The organism is Pelagibacterium luteolum (genome assembly GCF_900100665.1).
Taxonomy (GTDB): Bacteria; Pseudomonadota; Alphaproteobacteria; order Rhizobiales; family Devosiaceae; genus Pelagibacterium; species Pelagibacterium luteolum.
In genome coordinates, this window is record NZ_FNCS01000007.1 from 77,498 (window position 1) to 102,827 (window position 25,330).

Here is a 25,330-nt window from a genome sequence, read left to right on the forward strand (position 1 = left end):
ATAGTCTGGGCAAAAGGCCGCACGATAACGCCTAAGTGTTGCCCAAGCCCGCTGAGGCGTTATTGTGCGCCAAAACCTCACATCCGCACCCCCAGGACAATGATGAACGCCCATCTGCCGCCCGACCATCCCCCTGTAAAACAAAAGAAAATCGGGGTCCTGCTGCTCAATCTGGGTACGCCCGACGCCACCGATTACTGGAGCGTTCGGCGTTATCTCAAGGAATTTCTCTCCGATCCCAGGGTTATCGATACACCCAAATTCTTGTGGTGGCCGATCCTCAATCTCGTGATCCTTTCTATCCGCCCCCAGAAGTCCGGGGCCAATTATGCGCGCATCTGGGACAAGGAAAAAAACGAGAGTCCACTTAAGGTTATCACCCGTGGACAGACCCAAAACCTCCAGGAGCGTCTGGCCGCCGATGGGGTGATCGTCGAGTTCGGCATGCGCTATGGCAACCCCTCGACCAAGAGCGCCATCGACAAATTGCACGCGCAGGGCTGCGACAAGATTTTGCTGTTCCCGCTCTATCCGCAGTACTCGGCGACGACGACTGCAACGGCAAATGACCAGGCTTTCCGGGCCCTTCAGCACATGCGCTGGCAGCCTGCGGTCCGCACGGTCCCGGCCTATTTCGAACAAGAGGTCTATGTCGAGACGCTTGCGAAATCGATCAGGGAAGGCGTTGAAAAGCTCGACTTCGTGCCCGACCTCGTCATCACCTCATATCACGGTATGCCCTTGGATTACCTCAAGAAAGGCGATCCCTATCACTGCCAGTGCTACAAGACGACACGGCTGGTGCGCGAGAAACTGGGTTGGGACAAGGACAAGATCATGGTCACGTTCCAGAGCCGTTTCGGGCCTACCCAATGGCTCGAACCCTATACCGACGAAACCCTGAAATCCCTACCGGGCAAGGGCATCAAGAAGGTCGCGATCCTCGCTCCTGCGTTCTCGTCAGACTGCATCGAAACGCTCGAAGAAATCGCCATCACAGGTGAGGAAGAGTTCATGCACGCGGGCGGTGAACGCTATGCCTATATCCCATGTCTCAACGACAGTCCCGACGGCATGGCGATGATCGAAAACCTTGTGCGCAAGGAGCTTTCGGGCTGGCTTTGACGCCGATCGTAAGCCTTTGTTAACCATAAGTTGAAAGCCTGTCCGGGCAACAATTTCCGGATTCGCTTTCAGTGCCTCGCGCCGCAGCCCCACTTGCCGTTTTGCTCCTGGCAGGCGCCGGGACGATCGCTTTTGCGGCGCTCGCCATGGCGCAGGGTGACGGTTCGGCGACCGACAATCCCGACCTTCTGCGGGGTCCGGTCGGGGTCGGCTGCAGGCCGGGAACGCTCTGCCACTTTCCGCCCATCGATCCTAACGCACCCCAGCGCCCGGTTGCGCCCATCGTCATCGCGCAGCCCGCGGCCTCGCCGACGCCGGCACCAGCCATCATGCCGGCGGTATCGCCAACGGCCACCGACAGCTTTGTAGCCAGCCCGCCCATGGGTGTCCCGTTTGCCGAGCCATCGCGTGAATGGGATACCGAATACGCACTGTCGCTACGCGGCGCTTATGTCCGCTCGGATGCGGGTGAGCGGTTCGAATTGCTTGCCATTCCGGAAATCGCGCTATCGCGTCAGGCGTTGGCCACCGACATCGGTATCGGCGCCAGTGCCACGGTTATCGCGCCAAACACCAGCGATGCCCGGCTCGGTGCCGCCGATATAGACGCGAGTGTTACCCATCGTCTGTCGCCCGGTGCCGCGCTCAATTTCGATGCGTCGCTCGAATTTACCGAGGACGATCCGTCCGGCCTTACCGTCGAAGACGCCGATGTCGACAGCGCGCCCCAGACGATCGATGGCGCCGTCAGCCTTGCCTATGGCCAGCGGCTTGGGCAATTCGACCTCGTGGCATTAGGTGATCTGTCGCGGCGCTGGGTCGGCGATACGACGCTTGATGATGGCACCTCGGTCGACAATTCGGATGATGATGTCTTTGGCTACGGTGCCGGACTGCGCGTCGGATATGCGGTGACGCCGATCATCGGGACCTTCGTTTCCGGCAGGGCAGGGCGCGAGGATTATAGCAATCCCGACACCGATCTGGGCATATCGCGCTCTGGCGCGGATTACACGCTGCGGGGCGGGATCACCGGAAATTGGTCCGATGTCGTGACGCTCGAGGCCTCGGTTGGATCCGGCTGGCGCGATTTCGATAATAGCGCGCTCGAAGACGCTCAAAGCTGGCTTTACGGCGCCGCGATCGGGTTTGCGCCCAACAGCACCACCCAGCTTGTCGCCTCGCTCGACACACGCCTGAGCGGCGGCAGCGGCGCATCTGGCGCCAGTACCAGTTACGATGCCGCGCTTGAGGCCACACACCGGATCACTCCATGGCTCGCCTTGCGGGCCAATGTGTCGGCGGGATGGGACGTGCCGGTAGACGGGTCGGCAACAACGCGAACATCAGGTCTCGGGACGGGCGCCGATATCGCCATCGGGCCGCACACCAGCGCGACGCTCGACTACGGCTATGGTTGGCGCGAGGACCCGAACGCCGTCGACCCCTCGCGTGAAGAACACCGGATTTCCGGCGGAATTACTCTTCGATACTGATCGGGATGTCGCCCGTCAGGGTCTTGAGTTCGGCCATGAACTGGTCGGCGATATCTTCGCGCTCGAGCGCGAACACCACATTAGCGGTGAGAAAGCCGATCTTGGAGCCACAATCGAAAACGCGCCCATCATATTTTACGCCCACGAATGGCTGGCGTGACATCAGCTTCTGCATCGCATCGGTGATCTGGATTTCGCCACCGGCACCGGCTGACTGTTCGGACAGCAGCGTGAAAATTTCCGGCTGCAGAATGTAGCGACCCGAAATGAAGAGGTTTGAGGGCGCATCTTCGCGCTTGGGCTTTTCCACCATGCCGTCGATGCGGAAACCGGTGTCCGGTCCTTCGCCGCGCTGGACGATGCCGTAGGACGAGACCTCGTCCCACTCGCATTCCTCGACACCCAAGATGTTGCCGCCGGTTTCCTCATAGGCGTCCATCATCTGGCGCAGAACGCCGGGCGAGGCCTTAAAGATCATGTCCGGAAGCAGAAGCGCGAACGGCTCGTTGCCAACGATGTCGCGGGCGCACCACACGGCGTGACCAAGGCCAAGCGGCTCTTGCTGACGCGTAAAACTGGACTGCCCGGCCTTGGGCAATTCGCGGCGAAGCTGGTCGAGCGCGTCTTTTTTTCCGCGGCTTTCGAGCGTCATTTCCAGCTCGAACTGGCGATCGAAATGATCTTCGATGACGCCTTTGTTCCGCCCGGTGACGAAGACAAAGTGTTCGATGCCGGCTTCACGGGCCTCATCGACGGCGTATTGAATGAGCGGCTTGTCGACGACCGTCAGCATCTCCTTGGGCATGGCCTTGGTTGCTGGCAGGAAGCGTGTCCCCAGACCGGCGACGGGAAAAACTGCTGTACGGACTCTGCGAACCACGTCTTACTCCTTGAAAGCATTATCTATTAGATTAGCACCATTTGGGGCCTTTAACGCAAGCTCAACGCTGCGGTTTCATATATGGCTCATAAACGGCACTTGATATTCAGGCCCACGAAAGGACTTTCATGAGCGTTCTTGTTACCGGTGGCGCGGGCTATATCGGCTCGCATATGGTTCTCAACCTCGCCGACGCCGGCGAGACCGTCATCGTCCTGGATAATCTCACCACCGGCTTCGAATGGCTCATCGATCATCGCGTCAAACTTGTGACGGGGAATGTTTCGGACACGCAATTAGTGGAAAAACTGATCGCCGAGCATGACGTGGAAGCGGTTATCCACTTTGCCGGCTCGATCGTCGTGCCTGAATCGGTGGAAAATCCGCTGAAATATTACAAGAACAACACGGCTTCGACGCGCGATCTGATCGAGGCGTGCGTCAACGGTGGGGTCAAACACTTCATCTTTTCCTCAACCGCTGCTGTCTATGGCATGGTCGGGCTCGAGCCGGTCGCTGAGGATGTGCTGCTCAATCCGGCATCGCCGTATGGCAAATCGAAACTGATGAGCGAGTGGATGCTGGCGGACGTCGCAGCCGCGCATCCCATGACATATGGCGTACTGCGCTATTTCAACGTTGCAGGTGCCGATCCGGAAATGCGCTCGGGCCAATCGACGGCGGGGGCGACGCATCTGATCAAGGTCGCGGTCCAGACCGCCTTGGGTCACCGCGCCAAAATGAGCGTTTTCGGAGATGACTATCCCACGCCTGACGGCACCTGCGTGCGCGATTACATTCATGTCTCCGACCTCGTGTCGGCACACGCCCTACTGCTCGACCATCTGCGCAAAGGTGGGGAGTCGACGACGATGAATTGCGGTTATGGCCGCGGGTTTTCGGTCGATGAGGTTGTGCGGACGGTCAAGGCGGTCACGGGCATCGACTTTATCGTCGAGCACGGCCCGCGCCGGCCGGGCGATCCTGCCTCGATCGTGGCTGGAGCCGACCGCATAAAGGCTTTGGGCTGGCAACCGAAATATGACAACCTCGAAGGCATCGTCGAGATGGCTTATAAATGGGAGAAATACCTCGACACGCGCAATGACAGGCCGTCCATCCTGTGATCCCGACACTTGCCTTAAGCCTGCTGATATGGGTTGCTGCCACTTTTCCGGGGCTGGCGCAGCCGATCGAGAGTTTCGAGGCGTTCAAGGCGCGGTTTGAGGCGGTCGCCGTGTCACAGGGCATCGACCGCGATTTTTATCGCGCGGTGATGGGACCGATCCAGCCCGACAGCTCCATTCCGGGCCGAATTTCGGGGCAGCCGGAGTTCGTGACCCCTGTCTGGGAGTACATGGATAGCCGGCTCGGGTCCGGACGTATCGGGCGCGGACAGGCGGCGATGGGGGCCAATAGCGGGCTGTTCGAGGCGATTGGCGCGCGCTATGGCGTCGACCCATATGTGCTCGGCGCCATCTGGGGCATGGAAAGCGATTATGGCGCCGTGCTCGGCAATAGCAGCCTCATCAAGCCGATCGTACCGTCGCTCGCAACGCTTGCCCATCAACGCCGGGGACGTGTCGTAGAAGACGAGGCAGAGTTGATCGCTGCCCTGCGCATTGCCCAATCACGTGGGCGCGCCGATACGCTGGTCGGCTCCTGGGCCGGGGCGCTTGGCCATTTGCAGCTGATCCCGACGGCGTATCTACAGTATGGGCAGGACGGAGATGGCGACGGGGTCGTGGACGTTCACGCGTCCCTCGCCGACGCGCTGGCGTCGTCGGCCAATTATCTGCGCGGGCTTGGCTATCAGCCGGGTCTCGATTGGGGCTTTGAGGTGCAACTGCCCGAAGGGTTCGACTATCTTCTTGCCGACCGCGAAAATTTTCGCCAGGTCCGGTTCTTTGCCGAACGCGGCGTGGTGCGCGTGGGTGGGCGGCAGTTCACCGATCTTGGCACCGAGGTCTTTCTCTACGTCCCGGCGGGGGCGAGCGGGCCTAAGTTTCTCATGACGCGCAATTATCTCGTCTTTAAAGGCTACAATTTCTCAGATTCCTACGCCCTGTCGATCGCCCATCTCACTGACAGGCTAAAGGGGGCAGGGCCGTTCGTTGCGCCATGGCCGCGGCAGGCGCAGTTCCCCAATCGGAACCAGCGGGTTGAAATCCAGACCATGCTGGCGCGACTGGGCCTCTATCAGGGCGTTGTCGAGGGCAATCTGGGTCCGATCACGCAGGCCGCCTATGCTCGCTTTCAGGCAAGCCGCGGTCTGGTCGCTGATGGATTTGTAACGCTTGAGGCGCATCGATTGCTGGCGCAAGCCGTTCAATAGCGCGTGGGGTTATCAAGTGGCGTTTCACGCGGCGATGAAATGCACTAGAGAAGGGCTATGAGCGCGTTGCGGCAAATCTCAGGGCTGATCCTGTCCATAGTGGCTATGGCCCTCCTCGTGACCCCTGGCTTGGGCCAGGAGCGGTCGAGCCGGACGCTGTTCGAATTTCTGTTTGGCAGTCAGAACCAGCCTCAGCAGCAGGCCCCCGCACCGCAGCCTCAGCCTCAACCACAAGCCCAACCAAGACCTCAGCCCCAGCCGCAACCGCAGCAGACGCGGCCAGCGCCTCGGCCCGCGCCAGTGCCTGCACCGCAGCCGGTTCAGAGCGACAAGTCGGAAAACGCCCGGCGCATCGCGGTCTTTGGAGATTCGCTCGGTGTCGATCTGGCGCGGGCGCTTGAGCGGCTCTATGCCGACAATCCCGAAATGATGGTGCTCGAAGAATCGGTTGGTTCATCGGGCTTTGTACGGGACGATTTTTTCGACTGGAACGAGGCGATTGAAGCCGAGATAGCGCGCGACAGTTTTGATGTTGCTGTCGTCGCCATCGGGATCAACGACCGGCAGGAACTGGCGAATGCCGATCCCTTGTCGGATGCGTGGCGTGAGACATATCGCGGACGTCTCGACGCGTTCCTGGCCGATCTCGGCGCTGCCGGCAAGGAGGTCATCTGGATCGAATTGCCGCCCATGGAGCAGCCAAGCTACGGCGCGGCGATGGTGCAGATATCCTCGATCCATAAGTCCGCTGTCGATGCTGCCGGGGCGAACTGGGTCGAGACCTATGAACGCTATATGGGCGAAAATGGTGGCTACAGCATCGATGGGCCGGATCTGAACGGCAATATCGTTGCCATGCGCCGTGGCGACGGCATTCATTTTTCAGCGGCAGGTGCCGACAAGCTGGCGTTTTACGTTGACCGTGCGCTGGGGACTGGCTCCAGCGGTGGCCGGGTCAGCGCGTCAGGCAGCACATCGGAAGTTGCCGATCTTCTGGCGGGCACCGATGCCGCGAGCATGTTGCGTCCGCCGTTCCAGGGGCTGGACCAGATGCGGCTGGTCGAAATGGCCAGCATCATCCAGGATCTGGGCGGGGCCAATCAGCGGGCGGGCGATCTCATCATCGCCGGTTCGCAAACGGCCGGAACGCAGAGGTTCTCGCTCGACTCGATGCTAAACGCGCCGGCGGGCCGCATCGATGCGTTCGGTGCCACGCCGGCGGTCGCGATCGAAAACGCCTCAGGCCGATAATGAAAAAGCCCCGGATCGATGTCCGGGGCTTTTGAGATGTCACGACGGGATGGGCTCAGCGCGGGAGTGCCGTTTCGCCCATCAGATCGATATCGATGGCACGGGCGGCCTGGCGCCCTTCGCGGATGGCCCAGACAACGAGCGACTGACCACGGCGCATGTCGCCGGCGGCATAGACGCCGTCGACTGTCGTCTTGTAGCTGAACGTATCTGCAAAGAGGTTGCCGCGCTTGTCGAGCTTGGCGCCCAGTTCAGTGAGCATGCCATCATGGATGGGGTGGGCAAAGCCGATCGCCATGAGCACCAGCTCGGCCGGCAGGATGAAATCGCTGCCTTCGATCGGATGGCGGTCGCGGCCCACACGGGCGCATTTGACGCCGACAACATGGCCGCGTTCGTCCGAAACGATCTCGACCGTGCCGGCTGAAAACTCGCGATTGGCGCCTTCGGCCTGTGAGGACGAGGTGCGCATCTTGACCGCCCAATTGGGCCAGGAGGTCAACTTGTCTTCCTTGTGCGGCGGCTGAGGGCGGATGTCGAGCTGAGTGACCGAGATTGCGCCCTGGCGGAACGCCGTGCCCACACAGTCCGATGCGGTATCGCCACCGCCGATCACAACGACGCGCTTGCCCGCGGCCAGAATGGGTTCGTCATTGAAGCGTTCGCCACCATTGCGCCGGTTCTGCTGGATCAGATAGGGCATGGCGTAATGGACGCCGGCAAATTCGGTGCCCTCGCAGCCGGGATGGCGCGGGAACTCGGCGCCGCCGCACAAAAGGACGGCGTCATGGCTATCTTGAAGCTCCTTGAGCGGGCGGGAGATGCCGATGTTTTCACCGAAATGGAAGATCACGCCTTCGGCTTCCATCTGGGCCTGACGGAAATCGATATGGTGCTTTTCCATCTTGAAGTCGGGAATGCCGTAGCGCAGCAGGCCACCGGCCTTGGGCTCGCGCTCATAGACATGGACCTCATGACCCACGCGGGCGAGCTGCTGTGCAGCGGCCAAACCTGCAGGTCCTGAACCAACGATGGCGATTTTCTTGCCGGTCTTCTTGTCGGAAATCTGCGGGCGGACCCAACCACCCTTGATGGCCTTGTCAGCAATGGCCTGTTCGACTGTCTTGATCGCAACAGGCACGTCCTCGAGGTTCAGCGTACAGGCTTCCTCGCATGGGGCGGGGCAGATGCGGCCGGTGAACTCGGGGAAGTTGTTGGTCGAGTGCAGATTGCGCGCGGCCTCTTCCCAGTCGTCGTGATAGACGAGGTCGTTCCAGTCGGGGATCTGGTTGTGAACCGGGCAGCCGGTGTCCGAGTGGCAATAGGGGATGCCGCAATCCATGCAGCGGGCCGCCTGATTGCGCACTTCGGGCTCGGTGAGCGGAAGCGTGAATTCGTGATGGTGCCTGATGCGATCCGAGGCTGGCTCGTAGCGCTGTTCCTGGCGATCGATTTCAAGAAAGCCTGTGACTTTTCCCATTGGCTCGCTCCCCTTATTCCGCTGCCGACGGGCGCGCGCGGCCCGTGCGAAGTGCTTCCATTTCCTGCATCGCCCGACGGTATTCGACCGGCATGATCTTGACGAATTTGGGCCGGAATTCCTCCCAATGGTCGAGAATATGCTTGGCTCGATCCGAGCCGGTATAGTGCAGGTGATTGGAGATGAGCTGATAGAGACGCTCGTCATCGTGCTTGGTCATGTCGCCTGAAACGTCGACGCGACCATGCCATTCGAGATCACCACCGTGATGGTGGATCTTGCGCATAAGCTCTTCTTCCTCGGCCACCGGTTCGAGATCGACCATTGCGAGGTTGCAGCGGCTGCGGAACGTCTCGTCTTCATCGAGCACGTAAGCGACACCGCCGCTCATACCGGCAGCAAAGTTGCGGCCGGTCTTGCCGATAACGACGACGACACCGCCGGTCATGTATTCGCAACCGTGATCGCCGGTGCCTTCGACAACGGCGACGGCGCCCGAGTTGCGCACCGCGAAGCGTTCGCCCGCCATCCCGCGGAAATAGCACTCACCGTCGATAGCGCCATAGAGCACGGTGTTGCCCACGATCATCGAATTTTCAGGCACGATCTGTGCCTTTTCCGACGGGCGAATGACCAGTCGTCCACCCGAAAGGCCCTTGCCGACATAGTCGTTGGCATCGCCGATCAGATCAAAGCTGATGCCGCGCGCAAGAAATGCGCCGAACGCCTGACCCGCCGTACCACGGAAAGTCACCGAGATCGTGTCCTCGGCCAGGCCCTTGTGACCATACTTCTTGGCCACTTCGCCCGACAGCATGGCGCCGGCCGAACGGTTGAGCGAGCGGATGGGCATTTCGAACTGCACCGGCATCCGCGTATCGATTGCGGTGCGGGCGTTTTCGATCAGCTTGCGATCGAGCACCGCTTCCAGATGGTGGTTCTGGAGTTCGGTGTGATGGATCGCATCCCCGCCGATCGGCTCGGGCTTGTAGAAGAGCTTGGTGAAATCGAGACCTTTAGCCTTCCAGTGGCCGTCGAGCTTTTTCTGCGTCAGCAGGTCCGAGCGACCGATAACGTCGTTGACGGTCTTGGCACCGAGCGAAGCCAGGAGCTGGCGGAGTTCTTCGGCGACAAAGAAGAAATAGTTGATGACGTGCTCTGGCGTGCCCTTGAAGCGCTTGCGCAGTACCGGATCCTGGGTGGCGATGCCAACCGGACAGGTGTTCAAATGGCACTTGCGCATCATGATACAGCCGGTCGCCACCAGCGGTGCCGTTGCAAATCCGAACTCGTCGGCGCCGAGTAGCGCGCCGATCAGAACGTCACGGCCCGTGCGGAAGCCGCCATCGACTTGCAGCGCCACGCGTGAACGCAAGCGGTTCAGGACGAGGGTCTGATGGGTCTCGGCAAGCCCGATTTCCCATGGGCCGCCGGCATGCTTGAGCGACGTCAGCGGCGACGCACCCGTACCGCCGTCATAGCCCGAAATCGTGATGTGGTCCGCGCGCGCCTTTGCGACACCGGCCGCGACCGTACCCACGCCCACTTCCGAGACGAGCTTGACCGATACGTCGGCTTCGGGATTGACGTTCTTCAGATCGTAAATGAGCTGCGCCAGATCTTCGATCGAATAGATGTCGTGGTGCGGTGGGGGCGAAATCAGGCCCACGCCGGGGGTCGAGTGCCGCGTCTTTGCGACGACCCAATCGACCTTATGGCCTGGCAGCTGACCGCCTTCGCCAGGCTTTGCGCCTTGGGCAACTTTGATCTGCAGCATATCGGCGTTGACGAGATATTCGGTCGTGACGCCGAACCGGCCGGACGCGATCTGCTTGATGGCCGAGCGCTGCGGGTTCATCGATCCGTCGGGCAGGGGCTTGAAGCGCTCGGGCTCCTCGCCGCCTTCACCGGTGTTCGACTTGCCGCCGATCTGGTTCATGGCAATGGCGAGCGTCGTATGGGCTTCGCGCGAGATCGAGCCAAAGCTCATCGCCCCGGTCGAGAAACGGCGCACGATCGCTTCTGCCGATTCCACTTCGGAAATGTCGACGGGTTCTCCAAGCGGCTCGATTTCAAAGAGCGAGCGGATTGTCAGGTGCTTTTCATTTTCGCCATTGGCCGCGCGGGCAAAGGCATCGTAACGCTCCTGCGCGGCATCGGGGGTGTCGGTCTTGCCGCGCACCGCGTGCTGGAGGTCGACGATGATGTCGGGGCTCCAGGCATGCGCTTCGCCGCGCATGCGGTAGGCGTATTCACCGCCGATATCGAGAGACTTGCGCAACACCATGTCCTCCGAGAAGGCCAGCTTGTGCCGACGCAATGTCTCTTCGGCGACTTCGGGCAGGCCCACGCCCTCGATGGACGTGGCGGTACCGAAGAAGAATCGCTTCACGAAGTCCGACGACAGACCGACCGCGTCGAAAATCTGGGCGCCGCAATAGGACTGGTATGTCGAAATGCCCATCTTGGACATGATCTTGAGCAGGCCCTTACCCACCGACTTGATGTAGCGGTAGATGATTTCGTTGGCGTCCACTTCGGGCGGAAATTCCTGCTCGGCGTGGAGTGCGGCAAGCGCTTCAAAAGCCAGGTAGGGGTTAATCGCTTCAGCGCCATAGCCTGCCAGCACCGCAAAGTGATGGACCTCGCGCGCTTCGCCGGTTTCGACAACGAGCCCGGACGACGTACGCAAACCCTTGCGGATCAGATGGTGGTGTACGGCAGCCGTGGCCAGCAGCGCCGGGATCGCGATGCGGTTGGCCGCGACGAGGCGGTCGGACAGAATGATGATGTTATAGCCGTTGGACACCGCCTGTTCGGCCCGCTCGCACAGACGCTCAAGCGCGGCTTCCATGCCCGCCGTGCCTTTTTCGGCAGAATAGGTGATGTCGAGGGTGGCCGTGTGGAACTGGTTGTCGGCCATATCGCCCAGAGCGCGAATCTTTTCCAGATCCTCGTTGGTGAGGATCGGCTGGCGCACTTCGAGTCGCTTGGTGGTCGAAAGGCCCTCAAGGTCGAACAGGTTCGGCCGCGGTCCGATAAACGACACGAGGCTCATCACCGATTCCTCGCGGATCGGATCGATGGGCGGGTTGGTGACCTGCGCAAAGTTCTGCTTGAAATATGTGTAGAGCAGCTTTGGGTTGTCCGAGAGCGCCGAAATGGGCGTGTCGGTGCCCATCGAACCGACGGCTTCCTGGCCCGTGGTCGCCATGGGCTCCATCAGGAGCTTTACGTCTTCCTGGGTGTAGCCGAACGCCTGCATGCGATCGAGCAGGCTCTCGGTGGTCACCGGGGCCTTGGGGTCAGTCTTTGGCAGGTCTTCGAGCACGATCTGGGTCTTGGCGAGCCAGCTGGCGTAGGGGTTCTTGGCCGAAAGCGCCTTCTTGATCTCGTCGTCGGAAACGATGCGTCCTTCTTCCAGGTCGATGAACAGCATCTTGCCCGGCTGCAGGCGCCAGCGCTCGACGACGTCTTCCTCGGGAATATCGAGCACGCCCGATTCGGAGGCGAGGACCACATGGCCTTCTTTAGTCACGAGATAGCGGGCCGGACGCAAGCCGTTGCGATCGAGGGTCGCCACGACATATCGGCCATCCGACAGCGACATGGCGGCAGGACCGTCCCATGGCTCCATCAAGGCTGCGTGGTATTCGTAGAACGCGCGGCGCTCTTCATCCATCAGCGTGTTGCCGGCCCAGGCTTCCGGGATCAACATCATCGCCGCGTGGGGCAGGGAATACCCGCCCCGAACCAAGAATTCGAGCGCGTTGTCGAAACAGGCCGTATCGGACTGGCCCTCGTACGAGATCGGCCAAATCTTGGTGATGTCGTCGCCGAATTTTGGCGATGCAACGGAGGCCTGGCGCGCCGCCATCCAGTTGACGTTGCCGCGGATCGTGTTGATCTCGCCGTTGTGGATCGTCATGCGGTAGGGATGCGCCAGCTTCCAGGACGGGAAGGTGTTGGTCGAAAACCGCTGGTGCACGAGTGCGATAGCGCTCTCGAACTGTTCGTCGTGCAGATCGGGATAGAACTTGCCGAGCTGGTCGGCCAGGAACATGCCCTTGTAAACGACGGTGCGGGCCGACATCGAGACGATGTAAAAGCCGTTATCGCCCTGGACCTCGGGCATTTCGCCATAGATCGTGTTGGAGATCACCTTGCGGGTGATGAGCAGCTTGCGCTCGAAGGCATCGATATCTTCGATATCGTCGGGCCGGGCGACAAACATCTGCTCGATGATCGGCTGGGTGGCGATCACGCCTTCGGACAGCGCTGAATTGTCGAAGGGCACGACGCGTTCGCCGAGAATGGAAAGACCCTCGGCTTCGATGGTGCGGCGCACGAGTTCGGCGCAACGATCGCGCAGGCCGTCATTGGGATAAAAGATCATGACCGGGGCGTAATGGCCGGCGTCAGGCAGGTCGAATGCGGTGACCTTGGCAAAAAAGGCATGCGGGATCTGCACGAGAATGCCCGCGCCATCGCCCATCAGCGGATCGGCACCGACGGCTCCACGGTGTTCGAGGTTCTCGAGGATTTCGAGACCCTTCTGAACGACTTCGTGGCTCTTCTTGTTCTTGATGTTGGCGATCATGCCGATGCCACAGGCGTCGTGCTCGTTGGCGGGGTCATAAAGCCCCTGAGCGGTCGGATTGCGTTTGGCTGCGGTGGTGCTCGCAACCTGCGCAGCCGCATCGATCAAACGTGTGTCCAGTTCGCCCATATCAAGGTCCTCGCCAAAGTTAACGGAGCGTTGCAACAAGCTCGGCACCGTGCAGGTCGCTCGCTCGGGTCGTACAAGGATCAATGTACGGCTCGAATGAGCAGACCGGTTCTTTACACTGGAGCGGCGCTGCATCCAAATGGCCGCTCAAATGAACCCGCAACGGGTTCCTCCGGACGTCCTAGCCTCGTTATTCGGGCAGGCTTTTTCCGGCGACGCAGGTCTGGGCCGGGAGACGGCGGACCATACGATTTTCTTAGCACGATCTGTGTGACGGATCGTGGTGGAATTGTCAATAATGGACAGGATTGCTGCCCTAAATTTCGGATGAAATTGGCAGATTTGTTTCGATGGGGCAAGCCATGGTCACCTCCATGAGGACAAAGCACCCAAAAGAACGGGCGCCCGGCCTTTCGACCGGGCGCCCTGCATAACGTTCAGGAGGAGAGAACGTTGGCTGAGACCGTATTAGTTTACGGTCTTGTCTTCGATGGTCTGGGGGCCGCTCGAGGCGATCTCGATCTGGCGCGGACGCTTGGATTCGGGGATCTCGCGCTTCAGATCGATGTGGAGCAAACCGTTTTCCAGGCTGGCGCCGGAAACCTCGACATGTTCAGCAAGCTGGAAGCGCAATTCGAAGGCGCGTTCAGCAATGCCGCGATGGAGGAATTCACGCTGCTTGTCCGTCGCACCGTTAGTGCGTGACCCTTTGACCTGAAGGCTGTTTTCCTTGGTCTCGATGGCGATGTCGCCAGTCGAGAAACCGGCCACCGCAATCGTTACGCGATAGGTGTCTTCACCGGTGCGTTCGATATTGTAGGGCGGATAGCTCTTGGCGTCTTCGGCAACAAGCGTATCGAGGCGCGAAAACAGGCGGTCGAAACCGACGGTGGAGCGGTAAAAGGGCGAAAAATCAAGACGTTGCATTTTCAGTGTTCTCCTGACTTGAGCAAGAACGATGATCATTGCTGCCAATGGGCTGCCCCCTGCGATAGGCGGGCGGTTCATCGGCGGCGTCCCCGGGTCATCCGGCGGACAGCCCATAGGTAGGAAAGTCGATTTTGCTGTTCAAGAGGGATGGGGACGCAGAAAATTTGCCGCCTGAATTGAATATGAACGGCCCGCTCGGATCGCGTTCAGGCCGAGGGGTCTAGAAAGCGGCATGTGATCTTCGGAAACGGGGTCATGACTAAGCGCAGGCGCCGTTCACCGCCCCCCGCAACGGCGCCTGCGTCTCACCTCTCTCCCAAGCTTCTGGCATCGGTAACCAAGTCTGGCTATCCTCTGGCGCGATATCCAAGGAGATGCCCATTGAACGTGGTCGCCAAGCCCGCCGAACCCAGCCTCGTCCACCTCGATACCAACCCGGTGCCGCATGGCGCACGGGCCGGATATTTTACGACGAGCGACCAGGTGCGTTTGCGGTACGCCCTTTTCCCGCGGCTCGGGGATGTGGCGCGCGGCACCGTGGTGCTGGTACCGGGGCGCACCGAGTTCATCGAGAAATATTTCGAGACCATCACCGATTTCCAAAAGCGCGGTTTTGCCGTGGCGATCTATGATCTGCGCGGGCAGGGCGGGTCCGATCGGCTGATCAAGAACCCCAAGCTAGGATACGTCGAGAGCTTCGATGACTATTGGACGGACCTTCGCGATTTTCACGCCGGGATCGTTTTGCCCGATTGCCCGCCGCCCTTCTATCTGGTCGGCCATTCGACAGGCGGGCTGATCGGCCTTATGGCTGCGACGCGCGATCGCCTGATGTTCGACAGGGTGTTTCTGTCATCGCCGATGGTGAGCCTGCCTGGGCTGCCCATGTCGCTCAAATGGACGTCGCGCGTCATGAACGCGTTGCGGTTTCTCGGGCTTTCGCGACTTCCGATTGGACGGCGCGAGGACAAGGCACAAAGCGAGGCGAATTTTCCCAATAATCCCCTCACCAGTGACAAACGGCGCTATATGGCGACTGTCGACGTCCTGAAGGCGCGGCCCGACCTCTTTGTCGGTTACCCTACGCTTGGCTGGATCGGGTCGGCGCTTGGGGCCATGCGCCGCGCGAATGCCGATGATTTTCCGGCGCAGCTGAAGATCCCGGTCTTTATCTGCGCTGCGGCCTGCGACACCGTTGTCGAGACCCCGGCCACCGAGATGCTGGGGCTGCGTCTCAAGGCGGGGCATCATGTTGTCATCCCCGGCGCGCGGCACGAATTGTTCATGGAAACCGATGTGATCCGCGCCCAGGTACTGGCCGCGTTCGACGCCTTCGTCACCGAGCAGTCGGCCTAATCCAGCATCGCCTCGCGCAGGACACGCATGGCCTCGTCATGGAGTTGCGGCGTCGCTGCGGCAACGCATGTGCCGCCATTTTCGGCGCGTCCGCCGTCCCAGGTGGTGACGACACCGCCAGCCGCCTCGATGATGGGGATAAGCGGCGCGATGTCGACATGCTTGAGTTGAACCTCGACGACCAGATCGATGTGGCCCGACGCCAAGAGGCAATAGGCGTAGCAATCCAGCCCATACCGCACCTGCAATACGCGCGAACTCAACTCCGTCCAGGCCGAAAGATGCGGCCCGCGGAACATGTCGGGCGACGTAGTGCTGGTTCGGGCTTGTGATAGCTTGGCTACAGAGCTGACGCCCGCGGGCTGGGGCCCGCCGTTGCGGGTGTGCTCGAGCTGCCCGCCCACGGCCATCCAACGTTCACCGGTGAAGGGCTGCTCCATCAGCCCGGCGATCGCCTTGCCCTCATGGGTCAGCCCGATCAGCGTGCCCCAAACCGGAACGCCGGATATAAAAGCCCTGGTGCCGTCGATAGGGTCGATGATCCAGTTATAGGCTGTCTCGGTCGCCTTGGCGTCCCACTCCTCGCCGATGATGCCGTGATCGGGAAACCGCTCGGCGATGATCGCGCGGATCACCGTCTCGGCCTCGCGATCGGCTTCGGTCACTGGATCGAAGCCGACGGAAAACTTGTTATCCACAGCAAGTTGGGTCCGGAACCTGCCGAGCGTCGAGGCCCGCGCGGCCGTCGCGCTGGCAATCAGCGTTTCGGCTATGGCCGCATCGGTGGGCCGGGCAGCTGTCGAAATTGTCATGGACATCCAAAATCTTGCGTCGTGAGGAGAGGGAAAGGGAGCCAGTCGCCGATAAGCCGCTGTTCCTTAACGAGGTGTTTACAAAAGTGATTCCTTTTTGCAACAGCACCCGTCGATTGCATGCATCTGTATTGGACGACACTTGCGTGACAGCGAAAAAAGGTTCAATCACAATATTGCATGATGGATTGGTGGTTCTTTAAACGCTCCGCGTCTTTCGAACTGCCAATGTTTCCTCCCTTGACTTGGGCCGCTTAGTGCGGCCCACTCTTTTCCTCCCACATTGCGATCCAGACCTATTCGGCGGCGTGCTGCGTGCGCGCTAGCGATACCGCGTCGAAGCGCACCAGCGTGGAGATCAGGGTCTCGGCGAGGTGCTGCATGAGGCCAAAGCCTTGGTGTTTTTGCAGGGTGAGTTCGTGCATGTAGAGGTGGCGCGAAAATTCGATCTGCAGGGCGTGAATACCGTATTGCGGCCGCCCGTATGCGCGGGTTGCGTGACCACCGGCGTAGGGCCGGTTGCGCGCAACGTTCAGCCCTGCACCGGCAAATACCGCTTCGACAGTCTCGATCAGCACAGGCGCGCAAGTGGTCCCGAACCTGTCGCCCAACACCACGTCGGGCGCCGAGCGGTCATTGCCCCTGTTGAGGCGCGGCATGGAGTGGCAGTCGATCAAGATGGCCACGCCGAACTTGCCGAGCGTCTCGCTCAACAGCGTCTGCAGCGTTTTATGATAGGGTTTGTAGATGCCTTCAATGCGCATCATCGCATCTTCGAGCATGAGCGGCTCGCGATAGATCGGACGGTTTTCCGAAACGATGCGAGCAATCGTGCCCAGCCCGGCAGCTATGCGCGGTGAGGCGGTGTTGAAATGTTCAGGCAACGGCTCGCGGAACATGCGCGGATCGAGCTCATAGGGCTCGCGGTTGACGTCGAGATAGGCGCGCGGAAAATGCGCACGCAACAGCGGCAGGCCCATATGCGGCGCGCGGGCGAAAATTTCATCGACATAGGCGTCTTCGGAATGACGTATCGCAGTTTCGTTCAACCGGGAAAGCTTTAGAAACCGGTCGGGATAGTCGCGGCCCGAATGGGGTGAATTGATCACGATGGGCGCAACCTGGCGCCGAGGTCGAATCGTCTCGAAGGCCGGTCTGTCGTGATAGTCAGATTGCACGTATCGCTCCGGTGGCGCGGCGGTCCGCGTTCGTTCTGATGCGAGTTTGCATCGGTCCGCACCGATTGTCCACAAGAGGGCGCCGTATCGACGCGAATGTGAGTAGTCCGGTAACTCCTGCTTTCGTAAAAGGATGCGAATCGGTCAGTTTGTGCGGCACGCACGGGCAAGCGAGGCGAAAAGGGTCACCGAATGAACCGTATTTTGCTGGCAGAAGACGACGCGGATATGCGCGGGTTTTTGACCAGGGCGCTCAAGAGCGCCGGATATGACGTGGTCGCGTTCGACAATGGCCGTTCGGCCTATGAGCGCCTGCGTGAAGAACCGTTTACATTGCTTTTGTCCGACATCGTGATGCCGGAGATGGATGGGATCGAGTTGGCGCGCCGCGCCACCGAGCTCGATCCGGACCTTAAAGTCATGTTCATTACGGGCTTTGCCGCCGTCGCGCTCAACCCCGACAGCGAGGCGCCCAAGGGCGCGTCGGTGCTCTCCAAACCATTCCATCTGCGCGATCTGGTGCACGAGGTGGAGCGGCTTCTGGCGGCCTGATCAAGCGCCCCACACAGGTCGATCAAAAAGCGGCTATACCCTATTGACCCCGGCGTGGGTTTTGTGGTGTATCCGCCCTGCGCATCGCTTCCCGGCGATCCGCGACCCAAGAGAAATGGGCGTATAGCTCAGCGGGAGAGCACTACGTTGACATCGTAGGGGTCACTGGTTCAATCCCAGTTACGCCCACCATCTCTCTTGGACCTCCCCTTCGGGAGCCAGGTTTAGCCGGCACCGCAGTCTTTCGAGCGGAAAGCCAAGCGGGTGTATAGCTCAGCGGGAGAGCACTGCCTTCACACGGCAGGGGTCACTGGTTCAATCCCAGTTACACCCACCATCTACCAGCCTGAAATTTTATCGGTTCTAGAAGTGTTTGGCCGGGTGCCAGACAAGCCTGCGTCAGCGCTTAATCCATCGTCGGCACGGGCCCAGAGCTGAACAGCACTTCGGGCTCACCATATTCCCCGATGTCGGGTTTGGCTTCCCGCGACCATGCGATCACTGCCGGATAGTGATTGGCAAGTGATCCCGCCTCCCTCTTGGCCCGGTCCTCACTCTGGAATTCACGCGGGTCGAATGCCGGGCGCATGCCGCCCTCGCCGTCGTCTTCGAAAGCGATGACGACGATGAGTTTAGTGGGGGCAGATGGTTTATCGCTCATAGTGACAGACACTGTATTCTTGGTTGGCGCTCCAACCTACAGGAGCCGGCGCAGTCCCAACAGGCAAAAACCACACTCTTCAGTCTTGGAGCAGTATGCGTCCAAAGCAGAGGCGTGCGTTGAGCCGTCCTAGTTGCCCAGGCCAAGCGCGCGCACGGCAAAGAACCCCGCGACGGCCGATCCCGCCGTCAGCGTCGCACCCCAGAGAATGTCGATGACCGTAACCTTGATGGACCAGTCGCGGATCGTTGCGAGGTTGGTCATGTCATAGGTGCCATAAGCGACAAGCCCGAGGATCGCACCGGCAATAAGGGCCTGGGTCCAGTTATCGCTGGCAAGCGCCGGGTTTACGGCGAAATAGACGATGCCACCGACATAAAAGAGATAAAACGCCCCGGCCGCTGCCAGATTGGGCTGGTCCTGAAGCACGTGGCCGATTTCCGAGCGGTAGAAACCGAGCGCCACGCGCGAAAGCCAGACATAGTCCACTGCAAAGAACACAATGGCAGTGGCAATATAGGCAACGACATAGGTCATAAGCGGTCCTTAAATCCCGAGCATGGGCTGGACCATGCGAACCATCCAGCTTTTGAATTTCAGCGGAGCATCGGTGACCGCAAGGCAAATGCAATCCGCGTCCGGCGTCGCCACCGGCGTATGCATCAGGCTCGAATCGGCGACTTCGATATCACCGCGCCGGAAAACGTCCTCGCCGTCCGAAAACGCGCCAGAAAGAACCAGCGTAAATTCGCGCCCGCGGTGGGTATGTTCGGGCACTGGCTTGCCCGCCGGGATGCGCAACAGCCGCACCATGGTCTCGCCATCGCTGGTCGGGATCAAAAACTGCGCTGCGCCGGGCAATGATTTCCAGGCGATGCCGTCCACATCGGACCCGACATAGGACCGGAGCGGTTCAGGCAACACGGGCTGGCCGCCATTAGGGGGCACAGCAGGCGTCGCAGCAGCAGGCTGTGCTCCGGTCTCGTCCTGCAGGCGCGCCATAAGCGCCGTCCAGCTGTCGGGGCTCGCGGGAACGGGTTCGAGCGTATCGAGCAGGGCGCCGCCCGTAAGTTCCATAAGTTCGTAGCGCTCACGACAGTGCGGGCAGAGCGCCAAATGGGTGGCAACGGCAATCGACCAGCCTTCCGCCAGCGTACCCGTGGCGTATTCGAGAAGAACGTCGTCGTCGAGATGGTGGACAATGCTCATTGCTTGTCCTCCAGCGTGGAGCGCAGTTTGGCGAAGGCCAAGCGGATGCGCGATTTGACCGTGCCGAGCGGAATGCCCAGCGTTTCGGCGATCGTGCCATGCGAGGCTTCGTCGAAAAATGACAATTTCAGCAATTGGAGCTGTTCGGACGGCAATTGCGCCATGGCCTCGTGAAGCCGCGCGGCGTCTTCCATGCCCTCGAGGGTCTGGTCGGCTGGAGCCGTGTCGGCGGGTACGAAGGCTGGATCGTTGGGATCGAAGCCCGGGCGGTTCGCCTTGCGATAGGCGTCGATGCGCAGATTGCGCGCTATCGTGAAAATCCAGGTCGAAACATTGCCCTTGTCCGGGCTGTATTGGGCGGACTTGTTCCAGACCGCCATCATGGTTTCCTGCATCAATTCCTCTGCAAGCTGTCCGTCACGGGCCAACCGCGCCATGTAGGCGCGAACCCGGGGCCCGTAATAGCGGAACAGTTCTTCGAATGCTGCCACGTCGCGACGCTCTGCGACTGCGGTCAGATGCGCGCTCATTGTAATGTTGAGCGCCTGCTTATCGTTGGGTTCGACGGCCATTTCCTTTTTACGCACGGTCTTTCTTGCCGCCCTCGGCCGAGCGTCCCGGGGCGGACGCAGGACATAGGGAGCCAGAGTTTTGCACGATGCTACGTCTATGGAAACCGTCGTTGTCATGGCTGGCGATACGCCACCTTCAGGCGAGCGGATCACCGCGGCGCAAAAAAATGAGACTTTGGTGCATCCGAATTTGCCTTTGCCCCGTAACTGATTAGGAAGATCAAAAAGGAAAATCGATCGATGTATCTCGATGCTGGCCCCAAGGGCCCAACCGGAACCCGCCGTATCGCCGTGATCGGCAGCGGGATCTCGGGCCTTTCTGCCGCCTGGCTGTTAAGCAAGACCCATGACGTGACGCTTTACGAGGCCGATGGCCGTATCGGGGGGCATGCCAACACCGTCGATGCCCATGTGCATGGGCAGGTCATTCCGGTCGATACAGGGTTCATCGTTTATAACGAGGGGAATTATCCCAATCTCGTGGCCATGTTCGAGCATCTCGGGGTGCCGACCGCGCCCTCCTGGATGTCGTTCGGCGCATCGGTCGATCAAGGCGATTTCGAATATTGCTCCGATCCGCTCGGGCTGGTCGGTCAGAAAACCAATATCGTGCGGAAAAGGTTCTGGCGCATGCTGTCCGATATCGTGCGGTTCTCGCGCTCGGCTCAGGATATTCTCGATGATCCATCGCTCAAGGGCGTCGGGCTGGCCGACTATGTTGAATCCAACGGCTATTCGGCCGGCTACGTCAATGATCACATCCTGCCGATGGCTGCAGCGATCTGGTCGTCTTCGGCGCGCGACATTCGCGACTATCCCATCCAGTCCTTCGTGCGGTTCTTTCTCAATCACGGCCTGCTCGAACTTTCCAACCGCCCGCTCTGGCGCACCGTCGATGGCGGCAGTCGCGAATATGTTTCGCGGCTACTCGCTCAGTTTAAGGGCACCGTAAGACTCAATACGCCGGTCCGGCGCATTGAGCGTCACGCAGGTGTCGTGACCATCACCGATGCCGCCGGACACGAGGACATCTTCTCCGATGTCCTGATCGCTACCCATGCCGATCAGGCCCTAGCCATGCTGGGCGATGCAGATGAAGAAGAACGCGCGCTCTTGGGCGCATTCCGCTATACCGACAACACGGCGGTGCTGCATACCGACACGCGCCTGATGCCGAAGCGCAAATCGGTCTGGTCGAGCTGGAATTACATCGGCGAACGCAATTGGGACCGCGATGCACCCCTGTGCGTTACCTATTGGATGAACAAGCTGCAAAATATCGACAAGCGCTATCCGCTGTTTGTAACGCTCAATCCGAGCCGAACGATCGATCCTGAAAAAATTCTCGGCACATACGACTACACGCACCCCCTGTTCGACACGCATGCGGTGGCAGCACAGCAGCAGATATGGCGCTTGCAGGGGCGCCGTCATACATGGTTTGCCGGCGCACATTTTGGATCGGGCTTCCACGAGGATGGTCTGCAATCGGGCCTTGCCGCCGCCGAGGACCTTGGTGGCGTTTCACGACCGTGGTCGGTCGCCAATGCGTCGGGCCGAATTCATATCGATGAGGAGCGGGTTGCCGCCGAATGAACGCTATCTACCAGGGAGACGTGGTCCACACCCGGCATCGCCCCAAGGCGCACCGGCTGCATTACCGTGTCTTTTCGCTTCTCCTCGACCTTGATGCGATTGAGAGCCTCGGTCGATCGCTACGCCTTTTCGCGGTCAATCGTTGGGGGGTGTTCTCGTTTCGCGACACCGACCACGGGGATGGGAAAAGGGGCGGCCTGCGCGACTGGGCCGAGCGCATGCTCGCCGATGCCGGGATCGTGGCAGACGAGCTCAAGATTGAAATGCTCTGCTATCCGCGCATTTTTGGATATGTGTTCAATCCGATCACCGTCTATTTCTGCAAGACCCGGGACGGCGCGTTGCGCGCCATTCTCTATGAAGTCTGCAACACGTTTCACGAGCGGCATACCTATGTCATTCCCCTTCAGGACGGACAGGAAGGGCCTGTGCGCCAGTCCTGTGCCAAGGAACTCTACGTATCGCCCTTCGTGCCGATGCAGGCGCAGTATGACTTCCGCATTATCCCCCCGGGCGAGAAAGTCCAGATCGCCATCAATGAATCCGATGCCGAGGGGCCGCTGCTCTATGCGGCCTTTACTGGCAAACGAAGCGATCTGACCGACGGTGCACTGTTTAGGGCTCTGGTGCGCTATCCGCTGATGACCCTCAAGATCATGGGCGGCATCCACTGGGAGGCGCTCAGGCTCTGGCTCAAGGGCAACCCGGTTTTCATGCACAAGAAGGCCGAAGCTAAAATTTCCCATTCGGTGATCGTCACCACGCCGGCGGAATGATTTCCATTCAACCTGAAGGTCGCCGGAAACCTGCCCTTAACGATGCTGGTTTGCCCGGATCGACCAATTTGAGTGCCGTGAGAATTCATTAACACCTGGCCCTCCACACTCGTCTCCTAAACGGCGGAGAACCGCTCGTTATTGGAGAACGATCCGGGGGTGCCAGAATGCGCGAGGATCGCGGGGCCGTAGACGCGCCGGCCAGATACGAAACGAAGTTCGATTTCATCGAGCTCGCCATTTCGCGCACCGATCGCGCCATCCTGATTTCCGACGCCGCGGGACGACCCTGCTACGTCAACCCGGCCTTTGTCAGCCTATTCGGTTACGACCTTCCCGATTTTGCGAGCGAGCAGCCATGGTCGCTGCTGGCCGGTCCGCTAACCGACGAGCGGCTTCATGCGCGTGCCCGCCAGAGCACGGTGGCGGGGCGCGGCTTTTACGACGATCTTCTGCTGCGCACCAAATGTGGGGACCCGGTCTGGGTTTCAGCCAAGATCGATCCGATCTTTGCGGCCGATGGTAGCTTTAGCCATCTCGTGGCGATGCTCTCCGACATCACGTCTTCCAAACGTCTTCAGGTGTTTCAGCGCGACGTGCTCGACGCTCTAGCCCGCGACATTCCGCTGCCTGAGTTAATGCACTTCATATGCCTCCAGGTGGAAGCGCTGGCGCCCGATACCTGCTGCACGGTCCTGCGGGTCGATGAGGACCATCGGTTGCGCCCGCTGGCGGCGCCCAGCCTTCCCGATCACGTGTCGGCATCGGTCGACGGCGTCGAAGCCGGTCCTCGTGCCGGAAGCTGCGGCACGGCGGTTTGGCGCGGTGAACCAGTGTTGGTCGAAGACATCGCGACCGACCCTCTCTGGTCGGACTTCAAACATTTGATCCTGCCACTTGGGTTTACCGCCTGCTGGTCGCATCCGATGGTTCTGAAAGACGGGCGGGTCGTGGGGACGTTTGCGTTCTATTATACCGACGGTCACGGTCCGAGCGCCTGGCATCAGCAACTCGTCGATGCCTGCCTGCATCTGTGCACGATGGCCATCGAGCGGTTCGAGGCGCGCGCCAAGATCAGACGCCTAGCCTATTACGATGCGCTGACCGGCCTGCCGAACCGTACTCTGATGCGCCAGCGCCTCGAACAAACCCTACGCGCAGACCCGGGACAAAAGCGCAAGATCGCCTTTCTCTGCCTGGATATAGACAGGTTCAAGGATGTGAACGACGCATTCGGTCAGCCCATGGGCGACCTGATCCTTGAAGGGGTCGGCCAGCGTCTGCTCGAACACGCTTCGACCGCCGATATGGTCTGTCGTCTCAATGGAGACCGGTTCGTCATCATACTCGATGAGTGCGATGCTGACCGGGCTGCGGTGGCGGCGCAGGAACTCGTGACGCGTATGCAGGATCCGTTCGAACTAAGCGGAGCGTCGATTCCGCTCGGCGCCAGCATCGGGATTGCGCTCTATCCCGGCGATGCCACCAATGTCGATGCGCTGTTCGATCACGGCGAAGCGGCGCTGATGGATGCCAAATCGTCGTGGCGCGGGGGCTACCACTTTTTTTCGCCCGCCATCAATGCGCTCAACAAGGATCGTTTGCTGCTGGGCGCGGCGCTGCGCGAGGCGATTGCAGCCGAAACGCTCAATCTGGTGTTTCAACCGCAGATCGAATGGGAAACGGGCGGGCTCTATGGTGTCGAAGCCCTGGCGCGGTGGTCACACCCCGAATATGGGCCGATCGCACCTGACCGGTTTATTCCCGTCGCCGAGCAGATCGGCGCCATCGAGGCGCTCGGCGCCTGGGCGCTGCGTACGGCGAGCGCCCAACTGGCCCAATGGCGCAGAGACGGACACGTCATCCCGGCGATGTCGGTCAATATCTCGGCCCAGCATTTTCGCGATGCGGGGTTCGCTCAGCTTGTCGCCGATGTGCTCGCCGAGAACGCCTTAAAGCCGGCCGATCTCACCATCGAGATCACCGAAAGCCTGATGCTGGAAGAAACCGCGACCGTGGTCGGTAATATCGAAGCGCTGGCCGAAATGGGCGTCACACTGTCGATGGACGATTTTGGCACCGGATACTCTTCGCTCTCGCTGATCGCGCGGCTGCCGGTCAAGGAACTCAAGGTGGATCGCGCCTTTATCGATCGCCTCGAAAGCGATGCCAGTGCCCAGGCGGTCGCAACCGCTGTCATCTGCATCGGCCAAAGCCTCAATATGTCGGTGGTCGCTGAAGGCGTCGAAACGCTCGGGCAGAGGCGCTTTCTGGAAGCGTTAGGGTGTCATGCTCAGCAGGGCTATTTCTATTCGCGCCCTATGGCCGCCGCAGATTTTGAGGACTGGATTTTGAATTATTCCGGTGGAGCGCTGCGCAGGAGGGCTTGAAG

20 protein-coding genes and 2 tRNA genes are annotated in these 25,330 nt (G+C 60.4%); 12 read left to right on the plus strand and 10 right to left on the minus strand.

Annotated elements, in window-relative coordinates:
* Positions 1-102 precede the first annotated feature (102 nt).
* On the plus strand, positions 103-1,125 hold the full coding sequence (hemH, locus tag BLR31_RS12665) for a ferrochelatase (RefSeq protein WP_090597050.1): 1,023 nt from the start codon (positions 103-105) through the stop codon (positions 1,123-1,125).
* Between the two features lie 71 nt (positions 1,126-1,196).
* Positions 1,197-2,621 (plus strand): outer membrane beta-barrel protein, encoded by a 1,425-nt coding sequence (locus BLR31_RS12670; protein WP_090596933.1) that lies wholly within the window; start codon positions 1,197-1,199, stop codon positions 2,619-2,621.
* On the opposite strand, the gene galU is transcribed toward BLR31_RS12670, so the two are convergent.
* Complete coding sequence (galU, locus tag BLR31_RS12675; RefSeq protein ID WP_090596935.1) at positions 2,605-3,501, minus strand: UTP--glucose-1-phosphate uridylyltransferase GalU; 897 nt, start codon at positions 3,499-3,501, stop codon at positions 2,605-2,607. The genes BLR31_RS12670 and galU overlap by 17 nt on opposite strands.
* A 128-nt stretch (positions 3,502-3,629) precedes the next feature.
* Between galU and galE the strand changes: the two genes are divergently transcribed.
* Genes galE through BLR31_RS12690 form a run of 3 tightly spaced genes read left to right on the plus strand, consistent with a single transcriptional unit; the run spans position 3,630 to position 7,087 of the window.
* Positions 3,630-4,628: a UDP-glucose 4-epimerase GalE gene (galE, locus tag BLR31_RS12680; RefSeq protein WP_090596937.1), complete on the plus strand. Its 999-nt coding sequence runs from the start codon at positions 3,630-3,632 to the stop codon at positions 4,626-4,628.
* Positions 4,625-5,836 carry a lytic murein transglycosylase gene (locus tag BLR31_RS12685; RefSeq protein ID WP_090596939.1) on the plus strand — a complete coding sequence of 404 codons (1,212 nt, stop codon included), beginning with the start codon at positions 4,625-4,627 and terminating at the stop codon, positions 5,834-5,836. The genes galE and BLR31_RS12685 overlap by 4 nt, the downstream gene beginning before the upstream one ends.
* Positions 5,837-5,893: 57 nt before the next feature.
* Positions 5,894-7,087 carry an SGNH/GDSL hydrolase family protein gene (locus BLR31_RS12690; protein WP_090596941.1) on the plus strand — a complete coding sequence of 398 codons (1,194 nt, stop codon included), beginning with the start codon at positions 5,894-5,896 and terminating at the stop codon, positions 7,085-7,087.
* A 55-nt stretch (positions 7,088-7,142) separates the two neighbouring features.
* Here BLR31_RS12690 and BLR31_RS12695 read toward each other — a convergent pair whose 3' ends face one another.
* The 3 genes from BLR31_RS12695 to BLR31_RS12705 all read right to left on the minus strand — a co-directional run bounded on the left by BLR31_RS12695 (position 7,143) and on the right by BLR31_RS12705 (position 14,223).
* Positions 7,143-8,567 carry a glutamate synthase subunit beta gene (locus tag BLR31_RS12695; protein WP_090596943.1) on the minus strand — a complete coding sequence of 475 codons (1,425 nt, stop codon included), beginning with the start codon at positions 8,565-8,567 and terminating at the stop codon, positions 7,143-7,145.
* A 13-nt stretch (positions 8,568-8,580) separates the two neighbouring features.
* The gene (gltB, locus tag BLR31_RS12700; protein ID WP_090596945.1) at positions 8,581-13,296 is read right to left on the minus strand and encodes a glutamate synthase large subunit; all 4,716 of its coding nucleotides are present in this window, start codon (positions 13,294-13,296) and stop codon (positions 8,581-8,583) included.
* A gap of 468 nt (positions 13,297-13,764) precedes the next feature.
* On the minus strand, positions 13,765-14,223 hold the full coding sequence (locus tag BLR31_RS12705) for an Hsp20 family protein (protein WP_090596947.1): 459 nt from the start codon (positions 14,221-14,223) through the stop codon (positions 13,765-13,767).
* 390 nt (positions 14,224-14,613) lie between these two features.
* On the opposite strand from BLR31_RS12705, the gene BLR31_RS12710 reads away from it, so the two are divergent.
* Positions 14,614-15,582 (plus strand): alpha/beta fold hydrolase, encoded by a 969-nt coding sequence (locus BLR31_RS12710; RefSeq protein WP_244505056.1) that lies wholly within the window; start codon positions 14,614-14,616, stop codon positions 15,580-15,582.
* On the opposite strand, the gene hisN is transcribed toward BLR31_RS12710, so the two are convergent.
* Together hisN and BLR31_RS12720 are read right to left on the minus strand one after the other, a co-directional pair.
* Complete coding sequence (gene hisN / locus BLR31_RS12715) at positions 15,579-16,400, minus strand: histidinol-phosphatase (protein ID WP_090596950.1); 822 nt, start codon at positions 16,398-16,400, stop codon at positions 15,579-15,581. The two genes, BLR31_RS12710 and hisN, sit on opposite strands and share 4 nt — an antisense overlap.
* A 290-nt stretch (positions 16,401-16,690) precedes the next feature.
* Positions 16,691-17,572 carry an N-formylglutamate amidohydrolase gene (locus BLR31_RS12720; protein ID WP_090596951.1) on the minus strand — a complete coding sequence of 294 codons (882 nt, stop codon included), beginning with the start codon at positions 17,570-17,572 and terminating at the stop codon, positions 16,691-16,693.
* A 192-nt stretch (positions 17,573-17,764) separates the two neighbouring features.
* Here BLR31_RS12720 and cpdR point away from each other — a divergent pair, with 192 nt between their 5' ends.
* The 3 genes from cpdR (at position 17,765) to BLR31_RS12735 (ending at position 18,461) form a co-directional block, all read left to right on the plus strand.
* Positions 17,765-18,124, plus strand: a complete 360-nt coding sequence (gene cpdR, locus BLR31_RS12725) for a cell cycle two-component system response regulator CpdR (RefSeq protein WP_090596952.1) — start codon at positions 17,765-17,767, stop codon at positions 18,122-18,124.
* A 117-nt stretch (positions 18,125-18,241) separates the two neighbouring features.
* Positions 18,242-18,316 (plus strand) — tRNA-Val (locus BLR31_RS12730).
* Positions 18,317-18,386: 70 nt separating this feature from the next.
* Positions 18,387-18,461 (plus strand) — tRNA-Val (locus BLR31_RS12735).
* A 69-nt stretch (positions 18,462-18,530) separates the two neighbouring features.
* On the opposite strand, the gene BLR31_RS12740 is transcribed toward BLR31_RS12735, so the two are convergent.
* The 4 genes from BLR31_RS12740 to BLR31_RS12755 all read right to left on the minus strand — a co-directional run bounded on the left by BLR31_RS12740 (position 18,531) and on the right by BLR31_RS12755 (position 20,566).
* Entirely contained in the window at positions 18,531-18,785 is a 255-nt protein-coding gene (locus BLR31_RS12740; RefSeq protein WP_090596953.1) for a hypothetical protein, read from the minus strand.
* Positions 18,786-18,914: 129 nt separating this feature from the next.
* Positions 18,915-19,322 carry a DUF2177 family protein gene (locus tag BLR31_RS12745; RefSeq protein WP_090596954.1) on the minus strand — a complete coding sequence of 136 codons (408 nt, stop codon included), beginning with the start codon at positions 19,320-19,322 and terminating at the stop codon, positions 18,915-18,917.
* Between the two features lie 9 nt (positions 19,323-19,331).
* A complete protein-coding gene (locus tag BLR31_RS12750; protein ID WP_090596955.1) occupies positions 19,332-19,994 on the minus strand; it encodes a ChrR family anti-sigma-E factor in 663 nt (220 codons plus the stop codon).
* Positions 19,991-20,566, minus strand: coding sequence for a sigma-70 family RNA polymerase sigma factor (locus BLR31_RS12755; RefSeq protein WP_176762650.1), 576 nt, complete (start codon positions 20,564-20,566; stop codon positions 19,991-19,993). The genes BLR31_RS12750 and BLR31_RS12755 overlap by 4 nt, the downstream gene beginning before the upstream one ends.
* A 240-nt stretch (positions 20,567-20,806) precedes the next feature.
* On the opposite strand from BLR31_RS12755, the gene BLR31_RS12760 reads away from it, so the two are divergent.
* The 3 genes from BLR31_RS12760 to BLR31_RS12770 all read left to right on the plus strand — a co-directional run bounded on the left by BLR31_RS12760 (position 20,807) and on the right by BLR31_RS12770 (position 25,328).
* A complete protein-coding gene (locus BLR31_RS12760) occupies positions 20,807-22,162 on the plus strand; it encodes an NAD(P)/FAD-dependent oxidoreductase (RefSeq protein ID WP_090596956.1) in 1,356 nt (451 codons plus the stop codon).
* Positions 22,159-22,938 carry a DUF1365 domain-containing protein gene (locus BLR31_RS12765; protein ID WP_090596957.1) on the plus strand — a complete coding sequence of 260 codons (780 nt, stop codon included), beginning with the start codon at positions 22,159-22,161 and terminating at the stop codon, positions 22,936-22,938. Before BLR31_RS12760 ends, BLR31_RS12765 begins: the two co-directional genes overlap by 4 nt.
* A 167-nt stretch (positions 22,939-23,105) precedes the next feature.
* The gene (locus BLR31_RS12770; RefSeq protein WP_090596958.1) at positions 23,106-25,328 is read left to right on the plus strand and encodes an EAL domain-containing protein; all 2,223 of its coding nucleotides are present in this window, start codon (positions 23,106-23,108) and stop codon (positions 25,326-25,328) included.
* Positions 25,329-25,330 lie beyond the last annotated feature (2 nt).